A 15,122-nucleotide genomic window follows, 5' to 3' on the forward strand; every position below is an offset into this window, starting at 1 on the left:
ACTTAAAACTTAACACTTAAAACTTTAAACTATTTTCACACATAACCGCACAGCAACCGGTCCCGTCTATTGAAGTAGAAACGCGGCCGCCTGAATCCCTTTACAACTTGGATGCATGGTTTGGGTGATGTTGCGCCGGTAGGGACCGTCGGGTTCCCGCCGTTCGGCGAGGGAGACGATGGCACCTTTGTCGAAGCCGCCGGGGGGTGCGGGTTGCAGTAGCTGTACGACGGGTCGGGTGGGGGTATCATCCGCCGACGGTTGGACGACGATGCCCAGCTCGCCGGTGTCCAGCGTCACCATGGTGCCCACCGGATAGACGCCCAGCATGTTGATGAACACCTTGAGCAGAATCGGGTCGAAATGGGTGCCGGAGCGTTCCATCATGTGGGCCAGCGCCCTGTCGGGACTCATGATCCGGGCGCGATAGATGCGCGGCGAGGTGATGGCGTCGTACACGTCGGCAATGGTCAGGATGCGGCCGAACAGGGTGATGCCCGGGCCGGCGGTGGTTTGGGGGTAGCCGGAATGATCGTATCCCATGTGGTGTTCGAAGGGGGGCACCAGCAGCCTGATTTTACGTTCCCTTTGTGCCTTCAGCTTGAGAATCAGGCGTGAACTGTGTACGGCGTGGCTTTTGATGAGGTCGAATTCAGCCTCGGTGAGTTTGCCCCGTTTGTTCAGGATTTCCTTGGGAATGGCCGTTTTGCCCAAATCGTGGAACAGACCGCACAAACCGAGCCGTTCCAGGGCGCTGCGGCTCAAGCCGATCCGTCTGCCGAGACACATGGAAAGAATGGCTACATTAATAGAGTGCGCATAGGTGTAATCGTCGTAAATCCGTATGGTGCTGATGCCCAGAAAAAGGGATTCGTCCTCGGCGAGGATGTCCACCATGCCCTGCACCAAGCGCACCGAGTGGCGCATGGCGACGCTTTGGTTGGCGGAAAGCTTGGTCGCCACCTCCTTCACGGCGCTCAGGGCATGGGCGTAGGAACGGCGTATGTGTGCTTTGCGTCGGACCATGGGGTCTTCCCGGCCGATGGCGCCCATGGCCCGGCCCGACCTGTCTTCCGCCGCGGGCGGCTTTTGTTCGATGGCGACCCAGGTCCATTGTTGCGCCTCGCACTGCGCTGCGAGCCATCCGGCGGGAGACGGTTGAACGATGGCCTGGTCGATCAGCCGAAAGAAGGCAATGATCTGCAGCGGCAGGACGTTGGGTAGCGGGGTTTGGAACTGGAGGCCGTAAATGCCTCGATTTTCCAAAAAGCGCCGCATTGTAGTGAGCAAACGGTGGTTGGCGGGGCGAATCGGGAGGTTGCTCTCCTGGAAATAGAAACGGCCGCCGGTGTGTCGAATGGTGACCCGGTCGTCGGTTTTCCCCAGGTACGCCATGAGGTTTGTGAATTTTTCCGCGCCATGACGCAACTGATCGTTGTTGTCCGAATGCAGCCGGGTGATCCGGGTCATGCTGTGGATGGCGTTGAGCAGGACTTCGCCGGCCTTGCCCGGGGTCCATTGCGTGGTTTCCGTCATTGCGGCACGCTCCTTGATTGCGTCGGGCAATTTTTTGCCGAACGCAATAGGTTTTTCCAAAAACCGCTGCTGTTTCTTCGCAGCAGCGGGGCGGCGATGGACGGGTCGAGGGCGGACAGGGCCGTGACGGCGGCGCGACGCTGTCGGCCGGCGGCGGGCCGCAGGATACCCAACAAAGGCCAGCGAAACAACAGGCGGCGCAAATAGGGCAGGGACTGTTCGGAGCCGCTGCGTCCCAAGACCTGGTGCAAGGCCATCAGGTGTTCATCGCCATCGTCGCCGGGGGGGGGTTGCGCCAGACGCGCGAGCAGGTGTTGTTCCACCTGCCGATTGCGTTCCCGCCCCAGCTCTTGCAATGCACACTTGCGGACCGTCGGGTCCGGATCGTCCATCAACGCAAAGAGCTCTTCGAGGGTCGGCCGGCCGTGGGCCGATATCGCCTTGAGGGCCTGGCGTCGCACCGGGGCGGCCGGATGGCCCAGCAACCCGGACAACATGCGGCGCGAATCATCATCCTTGAGATAGCCGAGGACGTACACCAGACGCGCAGCCAGCTCGTTGTTGCCGCCTTGGATCAATGCCGCCACGGGAGCCAAATCGTTGTGGGCGAAGGTGGCGATGGTTTCCAGCAGCAGACGCTGGAGCGCCGCGGATGATGTGTGCATCATCATGGCGCCCAGGGCGGGAAGGGTGCTGTGGCCAAGCAACAGGAACAGCTTTTTCAACTGCTTTGCCGCACTGGGCGCTCTTTGGTCCATGGGGGGCATCAGCGTCAACAAGGCGTTCAGAAAGGTGGCGTCGGCCAGATTGTCCAAAAAGCACCGCAAACGGCGTGCCGTCCCATGCTGGCGGCGCTCCAGATCGGCCGTATGCTGTTGTAACTTGAGCAACACGTCATGGAGATGGTGAAAACGTCCCTGCCCCAGTGTTTCGTGGAGTTCCTGGAACAGCGTATCCAAAAGGTCGGCAATGTCCTCCTCGCTGCAATGGTGGTGGGTCAAAATATATAGCAAAACCGCAACCACCTGAGCAGTGCCGTCCATTCGTTCTTCGGAGGCCACCATTTTGCGCAATTGTATCCGTTCGTCGGCGCTGATGCGAAACAAGGCCGGCGTTTGGGCCAGGGGGGCGATGGGCATGGCATGCGGCGCGTCGGCCGTGCGGTTTTCATTGTGAGCAGGGGTCTCGGCCGGTGCGCCGTCCTCTTCGTTGACGACGCCATTCCAGATTTTTTCCAGATCCGTCAGGGGAGTTTCGGTGATGGGGCCCAGGGCTGGCGCAGCGGCCTCGTAGGACACGGAGGGCAGGTCGAGTTGCCACAAAGCGGTGACGATGTCCTCTTCGGCATCTTCGGGCAGAACGGCGTGTTCGTGCCAGATGGAGACGAGGGTATCCAGTTCCCAGCGTTGCAGGCCCCGCCTCAGGGTCAGCGACAAGAGCCCGTCACGGTGCAGGATGAAGGTCAGGTCGGTGGGTTCGCCGGCGCCTTCCAGAATCATCGCTTCCCGGTGCCGGATGCCGTCCTGTGCGATGGTCAATTGCAGGCGGTCGGCGCCGGCGAAGAGTCGGTCGCACAGCTGCATCAGCCCATCGAGGGCGCTTTGGTAAATGGTGTGCTCAGGGTCGTACAGATTGCGCTTTTTGTAGGCGCCGGAGAGGGCCGTGGCGACTTGTCGGATCAGGGACGGCTCGGCAGATTCGCTATGGGTTTCGTTCGCATGCACCGGTACTGGTTTCAACCTCGGCAGTTGTAGATGAACGACGTCGGCACAAGCTACTTATCGGTTGATTTGCCGAATTCTTAATGAAAAGATGGGGCGCCATGGAACAGCGGTCGGAACAAGCACTCACTGCCCTCGGCGAGTCCCTGCGCGGCATCGTCCAGCGGGTCACCTATCACAATCCCACCACCGGTTGGTCGGTGTTGCGGGTGCAACCCTTCGACACTCCCCACCAGCAAGAAACCGTGGTGGTGCATCAGACCAAGGTGTTCGCCGGCGCCACCATGTTGTTTCGCGGCGCCTGGACGGTGCACCCCCGCCACGGGCGACAGTTCCGGGCCGTTGAGGCGCTGGAACAGAAACCGGCCGACAGCGCCGCCCTGGAAAAGTATCTCGGCTCCGGATTGATCAAGGGTGTGGGGCCCAAGACGGCGCGCAAAATCGTGCGCCATTTCGGCGCAGACACCTTGACGGTGTTCGAGGAGGCCATCGAACGGCTGACGGAGGTGCCCGGCATCGCCGAGAAGAAGCTGGCGGCCATCCGCACCGCCTGGCAGGCCCATCGCGCCGTGCGGGATGTGATGATGTTTTTGCAGTCCCACGGTATCAGCACCCTGTTCGCGGTTCGGATTTATCAGGTCTACGGGGATGAAGCCATTGCGCGGGTGTCGGAGGACCCTTACCGCCTGGCCGCCGATTTCTACGGCATCGGTTTTTTCTCGGCCGACCGGGTGGCCCTCAGTCTCGGGTGGACGGTCGACAGCCCCCGGCGCATCATGGCCGCCATTCGCCACGTACTGGCCGACAGCCGCCAGATGGGCCACTGCTATCTGACCCAAACCCAGGTCGCACGCCAGGTGGAAACACTGCTGGATTTTTCGCCGCAGGACCGCCTGGCGGACATTCTGGGCGCCATGGCGACCGAAGGGCAGTTGATGGTGCGCATGCTGCCCGATGCCGCGGGACAAGCGGTGCCTTGTTACTATTCCAAAACGCTGTACTACGATGAGCTGGCCGTTGCGCGTAAAGTGGCTGCCATGACGGCGCCCGTGGCGGTGGACCGGCCCAGGGTGGCGGCCTGGATCGATCGCTACTGCCGCAAGCAGCACATCGTGTTGAGTGATGAACAGAACGCGGCGGTGCAAGGGATCGTGGGTTGCGCCTTTTCCGTTTTAACCGGTGGGCCGGGCTGCGGCAAGACCACCACAACCCGGGTGCTGGCCGGTTTGTTGACCGCCATGGGGCGCAAGGTGCTGCTGGCCGCGCCCACCGGGCGGGCCGCCCAGCGCATGATGGACGTGATCGGCAAAGAGGCCAAGACCATTCATCGCCTGTTGGAGTGGCGGCACAATGGGTTTCGCAAGAACGAGACGGCGCCCCTGGAGATGGATTGGTTGATCGTGGACGAATGCTCCATGCTGGATATCAGCCTGACCGCCGCACTGTTGCGGGCGGTACCGCAGGGCGCCCAGGTGCTGTTCATCGGCGATGCGGATCAACTGCCGGCGGTGGGGGCCGGCAATGTCCTCAAGGATCTGATCAGCGCCGGGACGGTGCCCGGCTTTCGTCTGACCCGTATTTTTCGTCAGGCCGAGCAGTCCTTGATCATCCGCTATGCCCACCAGATCAACGCCGGCCGGCTGCCGCGCATCGACTCGCCCTTCCACAAACCGGAGATCTGGCGCACGGGGGCCGAGTGTCTGTTCATCGACGCGGAGGAGGCGACCCGCGACCAGTTGCAGTTCATCAACAAGGTCAAACGGTTTTTCGACGCCAACGGCGCAACCACCGGCGAGCAGACCGGCGAAGATCCCTACACCTTTCGTGCCGTGGCGCAGCTGCCTGAGCGAACCCCGGAACTGGTCATTCCGCAGCGATTTCGGCATGTGGACCTGGAAATCCTGCAACAAGCGGACAGCCGGGTGGACGAATTGTTGGCCGTGCTCAACCAGGTGCACCCCTGGTCCGCCCTGCACTATGGACTTCCGGCCGTCGAGGTCGTTCGCAAACTTTACATGGAGTGGATTCCCAAGTACCATGGGGGCTGCGAGGTGCAGATCCTTTCGCCCATGATTCGGGGCAGTCTGGGCACGTTGAACCTCAATGCCATGATCCAGGCGGCGGCCAACCCGCCCGGCGGGGGCAAACGCCAACTGCAGGTAGGACAGCGGCTTTTCCGGGAAGGGGACCGGGTGATTCACCGGCGCAACAACTATGAGCTGGGGGTGTTCAACGGCGACATCGGCGTCATCCGTCAAATCGACAACGAAACGCTCAGCTGTGAAGTGGCCTTCACCGAAGATCAGCCGCCGGTGCGCTATCAGCGCAACGACATCCTGGAGCTGGATCTGGCCTATGCCATCACCATCCACAAATCCCAAGGCAGCGAGTTCGATGCGGTGATCCTGCCGGTGCTCACCCAGCACTACAAGATGCTGTTTCGCAATCTTCTCTACACCGGCTTGACGCGCGCCCGCCGCCTGGCGGTGCTGGTGGGCACCCGCAAAGCGCTGGCCATGGCGGTGCACAACCAGGACACCACCCTGCGCCAGACCGCCCTGGGCCGATTGTTGGCGGATTTCCGACCATAAGGGGACGGCGCCTCAAAATAGTACCTTCGACATGCCCATGATGCGCCGCCGATGCGTCGGTTCGGTATGCTGCTCATCGTTTAATGCCACCATGAGGGCAGCGCTGCATCACTCTCCGCGGATCATCACCAGCAGCATCTTGAAACGCTGCTCGGCATGCAGCGCGTGGGGGATATTGGCCGGCATGATGAACATTTCACCCGCCGCCACGTTCTGCGGTTTGCCGCCGATGGTGATGCGCGCCTGGCCGTCCAGGATGTAAACCACGGCATCGAAGGGTGCCGTGTGCTCGCTGAGTCCCTGGCCTTGGTCGAAGGCAAAAAGGGTGAGGTTGCCCGTCGATTTCTTGAGCAGCGTTTTGCTGACCACCGAGCCGTCCGCGTAATCCACGAAAGAGGCCGGCTGAAACGGTGTCGCCTTGAATTGGTCGTTGGTATCCGTCATGAGGGTTTCCTTTCCATGTGATCAAGGGGCTGATTGGTGCTGCGGTATGTTGTCAATGGCCCATTATAAGAGATGATGACTGAGATGCAAGGCGCGGCGCCGATGGTGTGCAGTGCGCACGGCCATTCTTTGGAGTTGCGATTTCCTGTATTGCCTGTCGGGGGCAAGTGGCATAAAAATGGCGTTATGGGATCCATTGCGCCATATCGCGCCACCCTGGTCATCTGTCTGGCGGAAGTATTGGGGCTGGCTGCCATTGCCGCATTTCCGGCCTTGTTGCCCACCTTTCAGGCGCAATGGGACTTGAGCAATACGGCGGCGGGCTGGATCAGCGCGGCCTATTATGCCGGTTACATGCTTTCCGTGCCGTTGCTGGCAGGTATCACGGATCGGATGGACGCCCGCCGGATCATGGCCCTCGGCGCTTTACTGGGGGTTGCTACGGCGCTGGGATATGCTTTGCTGGCCAGAGGTTTCTGGTCCGCACTGGCCTTGCGCTGGTTGGCCGGCATCGGGTTGGCCGGCATCTACATGCCGGGCCTCAAGCTGGTCAGCGACCACACCGAGGGGGCGCTGCAATCCCGTTTCGTTTCCTTTTACACCGCCAGTTTTGGTTTGGGCATGGGGCTCTCCTATTTGATGGCCGGCGAGATCAACGCCTTGGCCGGTTGGCGGTGGGCATTCCTGGCCAGTGCAATCGCGGCCGCCATGGCGTTGCTGGTGATCTGGCGCTATGTGCCCGGCGGCGTCCGGCTGCCAAGCGGCCAACCATTGCGGTTGGCCGATTTCGTAACGGTGTTGCGCTGCCGTCCGGCCATGGCTTATGTTTTTGGTTATGCCGCCCACATGTGGGAACTGTTCGCTTTCCGCACCTGGATCGTCGCCTTCCTGGTGTTCAGCATGGGTTATTCATCGGACGGTGACGGCGGCTGGCGGCCGACACAGGTGGCTTTCCTGGCCAACCTTGTCGGACTGGCCTCCAGCATCGCCGGCAACGAGTTGGCCCGCATCCATGGACGGCAACGGGTGATCGCCGCCGTCATGCTGCTGTCGGCCGCCTGCGGCGCGGGCCTGGGTTTCATGGCGCCCTTGCCATATGCCTGGGTGGCATTGGGCGCACTGGTTTACGGTTTGCTGGTCACCGCCGATTCGGCCGCCCTCACCGCCGGTGCGGTGGCTGCGGCACCGGCGGGGCTGCGGGGGACCACCCTGGCGGTCCATTCCACCATCGGCTTTGGCGCCGCCTTTGCCGGGCCCCTGGCCGTGGGTCTGGTACTCGATGCCTTCGGTGGCGCGACCCCCCTTGCCTGGGGCATGGGATTTGTTACCATGGCGGCCGGTTGCTTGGTGGGGCCGTTGATCTTGGCCTATTACAGTGACCATCATGCGGCGCGGGAGTGATCGGGCATGGCTGAAATCGTTCATTTGTCCGCCTATCGTGATCAGATGGCTGTTCAGGCGGGTTTTCGAGAGTGGCACCGGCGCTTCGGACAGCAGTTCGATGCCCGCACACGGCTCAACGATCTGAGCCCGGCCACCCTGTTGGCCCTGGCCGAACCCGGCGAGGCCGGCACCAACCTGTTTTACGGCCTGATCATCGGATTCATGGGGCACGGGCCGCGGCGCACCTTCGACAGCCTGGATACCCCCACCCAATTGCGTGTGGTGGACATCCATCTCTTCCTGGCCGATCAAGTACGGTTCGAGATGATGCGGCGGCTGGGCTGGTTGGCCCGCTACGGCGCCACTCAGTACGGGTTGTTTGACATGGTGCGCCGATTCGACGATGTGCAGTTGGCCTGCCGCCAGGACCCGCCGGTGTTGGCGCCGTCCCATCCCGCCCACCCGGAGTACGCGGCCTTGACCCATCGGGATCGGGATGTATTCATCCGGCGATTACTGCCTTCGGCCCTGGACCGTTTTCAGGCACGGTTCGGCGTTTGACATGGATGCGGCCGCCGAGGGGGGACCATGACCGCCATGCATACCATTCGCCGGTTGCTCGACGCGCTCTACGGCGCCCACGGGGGCCGGGCCTTTGATCGTATTTCCGGAATTTTGGCTGCTTACGAAACACGGACGACGGGGTCCGGGCGGGGCTTTTCGGAACGGGACGTGGTGCTCATCACTTACGGCGACACCCTGCGCGCCGGGGACGAGCAGCCCCTGGGCACCTTGCACCGCTTCGCCAAGGCGCGGCTGGCCGAGGCGATTTCAGCCATTCACCTGTTGCCCTTTTTCCCTTACTCGTCGGATGACGGTTTCGCCGTATGCGACTATTATGCGGTGGATCCGGCCATCGGCGATTGGGAAATGGTGGAGCGCTGCGGCGATGATTTCGACCTGATGGTGGACTTCGTGCTCAATCACATTTCGTCGCGCAGCCGGTGGTTCAGCGACTATCTGTCCGAGCAGCCGGGGTTTACCGATCTGGCCATCGAGGTCGATCCGACGGCCGATTTGTCCGCCGTGGTCCGGCCGCGGGCGCTGCCCCTGCTGACCCCCTTTACCAAGCAGTCGGGTCGGCAAGTGCACTTGTGGACCACTTTCAGCGCCGACCAGATCGACTTGAATTACAAGAGTGTCGAGGTCTTGGGCAAAATGGTCGAGGTGTTGCTCTTCTATGTCTCCCGGGGTGCGCGCCTGATTCGCATGGACGCAGTGGCCTATCTGTGGAAGAGATTGGGCACCCGTTGCATCCATCTGCCCCAGACCCATGATGTGGTGCGGCTGCTGCGGGCTGTGCTGGATGTGGTGGCGCCCGATGTGTGGTTGATCACCGAAACCAATGTGCCCCACGCGGAGAACATCCGCTATTTCGGCAATGGCACCGATCAGGCCCAAATGGTGTACAACTTTACATTGGCGCCCTTGTTGCTGCACGCTTTTACGACGGCCGACAGCCGCGTTTTGTCCAAATGGGCCGCCACCCTGACCACACCATCGGACCGCACCGCCTTTTTCAACTTTACCGCTTCCCATGACGGCATCGGTGTGCGCCCCCTGGAGGGCATTCTGCCTGCGACCGAAATCGACCGGCTGGCGGGCTTGGCCGAGAAGGGCGGCGGCGGCGTCTCTTTGCGCCACAGCGCGGGCAGTGGACCCATCCCTTACGAACTGAACATCACCTATGTGGATGCCATGGGGCTTGCGGGGCCGTGGGGCGGTGCCCTGCACGCGGCGCGTTTCCTGGCGTCCCAGGCCATCCAGCTTTGCCTGCCCGGGGTGCCCGGGGTCTATTTGCACAGTTTGCTGGGATCTCGCAATTGGCGGGAGGGGGTGGCGCGGACCGGCCAAGCCCGCAGCATCAACCGGGAGAAGTTGCGCCTGGAAGCAGTGAATGCCGCCTTGGCCGATGTTCGAAATTTCCGCTCACGGATATTTTTCCCTTACTGCAGAATGCTGGCGGTGCGCCGGCAACAGCCGGCCTTTCACCCCAAGGCCGATTGCCAGGTACTGCCGCTGCAACCCAATCTGTTTGCCGTCAAACGGCAGGCCGATCAACAAACGCTCTTTGCCGTTACCCATATCGGCGGCGCATCGGTTGTCTTAAATTTACAGCCTTTCGGCGGCGTCGGCCGGCTGCATGATGTGCTCAGCGGCCGCTGGTTCGAGGCGGCGCGCGTGCCTGTCAACGCTTATCAAGCCGTGTGGCTCACACCGGGTGTGGCGTGACGGGCGCCTGGTCGCCGTCGCCGTTGATCGCTTCGCGCAGCTTGCCGGAGCACTTGAAGGTGACCACCTTGCGCTGATCCAGCAACAGGGCTTCGCCGGTTGCCGGGTTGCGTCCACGCCGGGGCCTTTTCTGCTTGATGCAAAATTTGCCGAAGCCCGAGACCAGCACGTCCTCACCCTCGGCCAAGGCGTCCTTCATAATTTCCAGCAGGGACTCGACGACTTCGGCCGATTTTTTCTTGGTGAAGCCCAAGTCGTTGACTTTGGCCACGATGTCATTTTTCGTGAGTGTCATCTGCGCCTCCTCCAAGCCCCGGTTGCCGGGGGATCGTAGGGATCTGCCATGGGGTCCGGACCGGGGGGTTCATGACAGCGCACCCGACCGAAGGGGACTTATTCTTCGTCCGGCGGGGGTGGCTCCTTGCGCGCCGGGTCGAGTTTTTCCACCGTTTCGATAATGGTGTCGATTTTTTGTGCAATACGGTCGATTTCAGCCTTCAAATCCATGTCGTCCACATCTTCCATGTCGAGAGAATACCTTCTTTATGAGCGTTGTATTATACCGGCCCGTGAGTTTGTCGACGGCCTTCCCAATCTTTCGCGCAAAGGGCCTTATTGTTCAGAGCGGGTAGACGCCACGCTGATAGAGATAGTCATAGTAATAGGTTTGGTATTCTTCGCTGTCGTCGCTGCTTTCACTCTTGGACGAGGGCGGCGCATCGGTGGGCTGAGGGCGGGTCAGCCACAGGCCCCTGGAATAGGCGTAGAGCACATCCAGCAACAGTTGCGGCTCCGCCACCACTTCCGGATTTTGCGAAAGGAACCGCTTGGTGCCGTCGATGATCGCTTTTGCATTGCGCACATATTCGCTGTCATCCAGGCAATGATCCATGCAAACGGCGTGCATTTGGTCGATGATGCTTTTAGCTGTTCCTTCGATGACATCGATGCATTTCATGCTGTCCCCTTCGATTCCCCCCGCGGCCTTCGCTTCGGCGTCATCTTTTGATTGGATTTTAAGATCCGGGTGTGATAACTACCATAGCCTTTGTTTGGGAATGATTTCATATGGATGGCAGGATATACGGATGGGAACAAGGTGTCAAGACAACAAATCCGGCATTCTTAAATCTCGCCGTTTATAAATGGACAATGGAAAGGATCCGGTTTGAGCGAGAAACCCACCGAAATCACATGCTCGGAAGAGACCCGGGAGATCGTCATCAACATCCCCTGCCGTTTGGCGGAAAGGGCATCTAAATACGCCAATGAAAACGGCAACACCATCACGGGCGTCGTCATCGAAGCGTTGGACGCGCTGTTGAGCGGCCGCACCAAGTAGCGGGCAGCGCGGCGAACGCTTCGCCGAGTGCCCGCGCGTCACGACGACCGCGACAACCCCACCGGGGACGGAAAACCCCTCCCCGCCATACGGCAGGGGGGCGTATTCCGATGGTTCGAAAATGAGGGGGTGGGAAGGACCCGACCCCCGTTGATATTTCTGGAGCCGGCGAGCGGATTCGAACCGCTGGCCTGCTGATTACGAATCAGCTGCTCTACCGACTGAGCTACGCCGGCCAAAAACGACACAGAACTACTGTTTTTATGCACCGAAATCAAGGGGAAATTTCCTGGGACCAATTGCTGGCGGGCCTGATGCGTCGCGCCGATGGCGTGGATGTCGCCGGCATGACCGATGCGGCGGCGCCCTGGGCGATCGCCCAAATGTATCGCACCCATCGTGCCCCGCTGCTGGTGGTGGCGGCAACGGCTCGTGAAGCGGAGCAATGCATCGAGATCCTTGCCCGCTTTTTAACGGACTTGGCGCCTCCGCTGCTCCTGTTCCCGCCCTACCACGCTTCCGCCTTCAAATCCCTGGCCTACCACAACGAAACCGCTGGAAAACGCATCCGTACCCTTTTTCAGATGGTTGAGGGTGTGCAGGCCCCTCTGGTGGTGACCACTGCGGGGGCTTTGCTGCAGCGGTTGATCCCCAAGGCGGTGCTGACCGGTTACGCCGAGCTCCTGGCCAAGGGCGAGGAGATCGACCGTGATGCCCTGGTGCAGAAACTGGTGGACGGCGGTTACAGCAGGGCCGCTCTGGTGGAGGAGATGGGCGACTTCGGGGTGCGGGGGGGGATTCTGGATATCTTCACGCCCATGCACGATGATCCGCTGCGGATCGAGTTGGACGGCGACCTGGTCGCTTCCATCCGAAGCTTCGATCCCGATACCCAGCGCACCATTCGAGACCTGGATGAGGTGGTGATTTTGCCGGCCCGGGAGGCGGTGCTGGACCGCGGGACGCTCAATGCGGTGCTGGGGCGCATTCGGACGCGGGCCGCCGAGCTGGGTCTGCCGGTAACGGCGGTGCGGGATATCGTTCAGCGGTTCAAAACCGAGGGGTTGTTTCCCGGATTGGAGGGGTTGCTGCCCCTGATTTTCGATCAATTGGACACCCTTTTCGATTATCTGGCACCCGACACGGTGCCGATCCTGCTGGACCCGGTCGACCTGGCACGGTCCGCCGCCGAGACGGCCAACCAGTCCCAACAGGGTTACGAGAGTGCCAAGGCGCGGCAGCAGTTGGTGGTTGCGCCGGACGCCCTCTATTTGGGATGGGACCGGGTGGGAGCATTGCTGGATCGCTTCAAACCGGTAACCTTCATCGCATTGGCGGTGACGGCCGGCCGGGGGGCTGCCGAAACCATCCTATGCCGTACCAAGGTGAGCGACACCGACGATCTGCGACGGCGTTTGCAGGCCGGCGTTGCCGGCGAGCAGCCGTTGCAGCCGCTGGTGGACTGGTTACAGGTGCAAAGCGCTGCAGGGCTGACCGTGCTGTTGATGTGTCGCCGTCCCTCCCATCGCAACCGCTTGGCGGAAGGGTTGGCCGCCTATGGTCTCCAGGCCAACCTCATCGAGGCCCCTTGCGATATGTTGACGGGACGGAGAAGGATATACCTCCTGCCGGGCGGCGCAACCGCCGGCTTTGTCTGGCCGGACGCGGGCATCGCCCTGCTCAGTGACGAGGAGATCTTCGGTACGGCCTACCGGCCGCGCAAAACCATCGCCCGCCCCGCAGCGGCCGACCAGCTGCTCAACATCGAGGATCTGAAGAGCGGCGATTTGGTGGTGCACAGCGAGCACGGCATCGGGCGGTATGAGGGGTTGGTCAAGCTGGCCGTCGATCGTTCGGTCAACGACTACCTGCTGTTGGTCTACCGTGACGGCGACAAGCTTTATCTGCCAGTGGAGCGTATGGGGCTGGTACAAAAATACATGGGGGTCGACGAGGTTGCCCCGGTGCTGGACAAGATGGGCGGGGTGACCTGGGAGCGGGTCAAGGACAAGGTCAAACGTTCCACGGAGAAGATCGCCGGCGAGCTGCTGAAACTGTATGCGGAACGCAAGGTGCAGAAGGGGCATGCTTTCGGCGAGGTGGATACCTATTTTCGGGATTTTGAAGAGGGGTTTCCCTACGAGGAGACGGCCGATCAGCGTAAAACCATCGAGGATGTGCTCAACGACATGCGACAGCCCATGCCCATGGATCGACTGGTGTGCGGCGATGTGGGCTATGGCAAGACCGAGGTGGGCTTGCGGGCCGCCTTTCTGGCGGTCAGTGATGCCAAGCAGGTGGCGGTGCTGGTGCCCACCACCGTGCTGGCCGAACAGCACTATGCCACCTTCAGTCAGCGTTTCAAGCGCTACCCGGTGCGCGTCGCTTCCTTGAGCCGTTTCCGCTCCGCCAAGGAGCAGCGCCAAATCGTCGAGGGCATCCGCGAGGGCACCATCGACATCGTCATCGGCACCCATCGGCTGTTGCAAAAGGATGTGGTCTTCAAATCATTGGGGCTGCTGATCCTGGACGAGGAGCAGCGGTTCGGGGTGCGGCACAAGGAGAAGATCAAAAGCCTGCGCGCTTCGGTGGATGTGCTGACCCTGACCGCCACCCCCATTCCCCGTACATTGCACTTTTCATTGCTGGGTCTGCGGGACATCAGTTTGATCGCCACGCCGCCGGAGCAGCGTCGGGCCATCGTCACCTATGTGTGTGAATTCGACGAGGCCTTGGTGGCCGATGCAATCCGCAAGGAGCTGGCCCGCGACGGTCAGATTTTTTTCGTGCACAACCATATCGCCGGCCTGGAGCGTTTGGCCGATCATCTGCAGCGGCTGGTGCCCGAAGTGCGACTGGCGGTGGCCCATGGTCGGATGCCCGAAGACCAATTGGAAAAGGTGATGCTGGATTTCATGCAACACCGAATCCAGATGCTGGTGTGCACCACCATCATCGAATCGGGGTTGGACGTTTCCGGGGCCAACACCATTTTCATCAACCGTGCCGACTACTTCGGCCTGGCCCAGATTTACCAGCTGCGCGGGCGGGTGGGCAGGGGCGACGAGCAGGCCTACGCCTACCTTTTCATCCCGCCGGAAACCACGCTGACCAAGGATGCCCAGAAACGGCTCAAGGTGCTCATGGAGCACAGCGATCTGGGATCGGGCTTTCAGATCGCCATGAGCGATTTGAAGATCCGGGGCGGCGGCACCATCCTGGGGGCTTCCCAATCGGGCCATATCGCCGCCGTGGGGTACGACATGTTTTTGCGGCTCATGGAAAGCTCCATCGCCGAGCTCAAGGGCGAGCCGGTCCAGGAAAGCCTGGAGCCGGAAATCAATCTGCCTCTGGCCGCCTTTTTGCCCGAACACTATATCGCCGACATCGATCAGCGCCTCTCCATCTACCGCCGGCTGGCACGCATGACCGAAGTGAAGGCCGTCAGTGCCCTGAAAGCCGAAATGGAGGACCGTTTCGGTCGCCTGCCCGATGAGGCGGGCAACCTGCTGCTCAAGATCATGTTGAAAATTCTGGCGGTGCGGGCTGGATGCAAACGTTTGGATTTACAAGATCATCATCTGCAGCTGCAATTTTCCGAACTGCATCAGCAAAAACCGTTCGGGATCGTGGAGATGGTTGCAGCGGCCGGTCAACAGTACCGGATCACCCCCGACCACATCTTCAAAGCCACCCTGTCCCCCGGCCCACCCAAGGCCTTGGTGGCCCGCACGAAAAACCTCTTGATCGAAATCGCCCGCCATGTTAACGAATAAATTCCTAAATAATTAGATGGTTTGAGTGGTATGGAGG

12 protein-coding genes and 1 tRNA gene are annotated in these 15,122 nt (G+C 61.1%); 6 read left to right on the plus strand and 7 right to left on the minus strand.

Going from position 1 to position 15,122, the window contains the following annotated elements:
- Nucleotides 1–66: 66 nt before the first annotated feature.
- Complete coding sequence (locus MRX98_RS05205) at nt 67–1,536, minus strand: HD-GYP domain-containing protein (protein WP_246903666.1); 1,470 nt, start codon at nt 1,534–1,536, stop codon at nt 67–69.
- Complete coding sequence (locus tag MRX98_RS05210; RefSeq protein ID WP_246903667.1) at nt 1,533–3,260, minus strand: HEAT repeat domain-containing protein; 1,728 nt, start codon at nt 3,258–3,260, stop codon at nt 1,533–1,535. The genes MRX98_RS05205 and MRX98_RS05210 overlap by 4 nt, the downstream gene beginning before the upstream one ends.
- 98 nt (nt 3,261–3,358) lie before the next feature.
- On the opposite strand from MRX98_RS05210, the gene recD2 reads away from it, so the two are divergent.
- The gene (gene recD2 / locus MRX98_RS05215; RefSeq protein ID WP_246903668.1) at nt 3,359–5,848 is read left to right on the plus strand and encodes an SF1B family DNA helicase RecD2; all 2,490 of its coding nucleotides are present in this window, start codon (nt 3,359–3,361) and stop codon (nt 5,846–5,848) included.
- A 108-nt stretch (nt 5,849–5,956) separates the two neighbouring features.
- On the opposite strand, the gene MRX98_RS05220 is transcribed toward recD2, so the two are convergent.
- Complete coding sequence (locus tag MRX98_RS05220) at nt 5,957–6,292, minus strand: cupin domain-containing protein (protein ID WP_246903669.1); 336 nt, start codon at nt 6,290–6,292, stop codon at nt 5,957–5,959.
- Between the two features lie 186 nt (nt 6,293–6,478).
- Between MRX98_RS05220 and MRX98_RS05225 the strand changes: the two genes are divergently transcribed.
- The 3 genes from MRX98_RS05225 to MRX98_RS05235 are packed head-to-tail and all read left to right on the plus strand — an operon-like array spanning nt 6,479 to nt 9,967.
- Nucleotides 6,479–7,693, plus strand: coding sequence for an MFS transporter (locus MRX98_RS05225; RefSeq protein WP_246903670.1), 1,215 nt, complete (start codon nt 6,479–6,481; stop codon nt 7,691–7,693).
- A 6-nt stretch (nt 7,694–7,699) separates the two neighbouring features.
- The gene (locus MRX98_RS05230; protein WP_246903671.1) at nt 7,700–8,236 is read left to right on the plus strand and encodes a hypothetical protein; all 537 of its coding nucleotides are present in this window, start codon (nt 7,700–7,702) and stop codon (nt 8,234–8,236) included.
- A 27-nt stretch (nt 8,237–8,263) separates the two neighbouring features.
- Nucleotides 8,264–9,967 (plus strand): sugar phosphorylase, encoded by a 1,704-nt coding sequence (locus MRX98_RS05235; RefSeq protein ID WP_246903672.1) that lies wholly within the window; start codon nt 8,264–8,266, stop codon nt 9,965–9,967.
- Here the strand turns inward: MRX98_RS05235 and MRX98_RS05240 are convergent.
- The 3 genes from MRX98_RS05240 to MRX98_RS05245 all read right to left on the minus strand — a co-directional run bounded on the left by MRX98_RS05240 (nt 9,948) and on the right by MRX98_RS05245 (nt 10,925).
- Nucleotides 9,948–10,262 carry an integration host factor subunit alpha gene (locus MRX98_RS05240; RefSeq protein ID WP_246903673.1) on the minus strand — a complete coding sequence of 105 codons (315 nt, stop codon included), beginning with the start codon at nt 10,260–10,262 and terminating at the stop codon, nt 9,948–9,950. The genes MRX98_RS05235 and MRX98_RS05240 overlap by 20 nt on opposite strands.
- A 98-nt stretch (nt 10,263–10,360) precedes the next feature.
- Nucleotides 10,361–10,492 carry a hypothetical protein gene (locus MRX98_RS21985; protein WP_281432207.1) on the minus strand — a complete coding sequence of 44 codons (132 nt, stop codon included), beginning with the start codon at nt 10,490–10,492 and terminating at the stop codon, nt 10,361–10,363.
- A 94-nt stretch (nt 10,493–10,586) separates the two neighbouring features.
- Nucleotides 10,587–10,925: a hypothetical protein gene (locus MRX98_RS05245; RefSeq protein WP_246903675.1), complete on the minus strand. Its 339-nt coding sequence runs from the start codon at nt 10,923–10,925 to the stop codon at nt 10,587–10,589.
- A gap of 210 nt (nt 10,926–11,135) precedes the next feature.
- Here MRX98_RS05245 and MRX98_RS05250 point away from each other — a divergent pair, with 210 nt between their 5' ends.
- Complete coding sequence (locus tag MRX98_RS05250; RefSeq protein WP_246903677.1) at nt 11,136–11,309, plus strand: hypothetical protein; 174 nt, start codon at nt 11,136–11,138, stop codon at nt 11,307–11,309.
- Nucleotides 11,310–11,469: 160 nt separating this feature from the next.
- Here MRX98_RS05250 and MRX98_RS05255 read toward each other — a convergent pair.
- Nucleotides 11,470–11,545: transfer RNA gene (locus tag MRX98_RS05255), tRNA-Thr, on the minus strand.
- Between the two features lie 27 nt (nt 11,546–11,572).
- Between MRX98_RS05255 and mfd the strand changes: the two genes are divergently transcribed.
- On the plus strand, nt 11,573–15,085 hold the full coding sequence (gene mfd / locus MRX98_RS05260) for a transcription-repair coupling factor (RefSeq protein WP_246903679.1): 3,513 nt from the start codon (nt 11,573–11,575) through the stop codon (nt 15,083–15,085).
- The last annotated feature ends 37 nt before the right edge of the window (nt 15,086–15,122 follow it).

Source organism: Desulfatitalea alkaliphila (assembly GCF_022968795.1).
Lineage (GTDB): Bacteria > Desulfobacterota > Desulfobacteria > Desulfobacterales > Desulfosarcinaceae > Desulfatitalea > Desulfatitalea alkaliphila.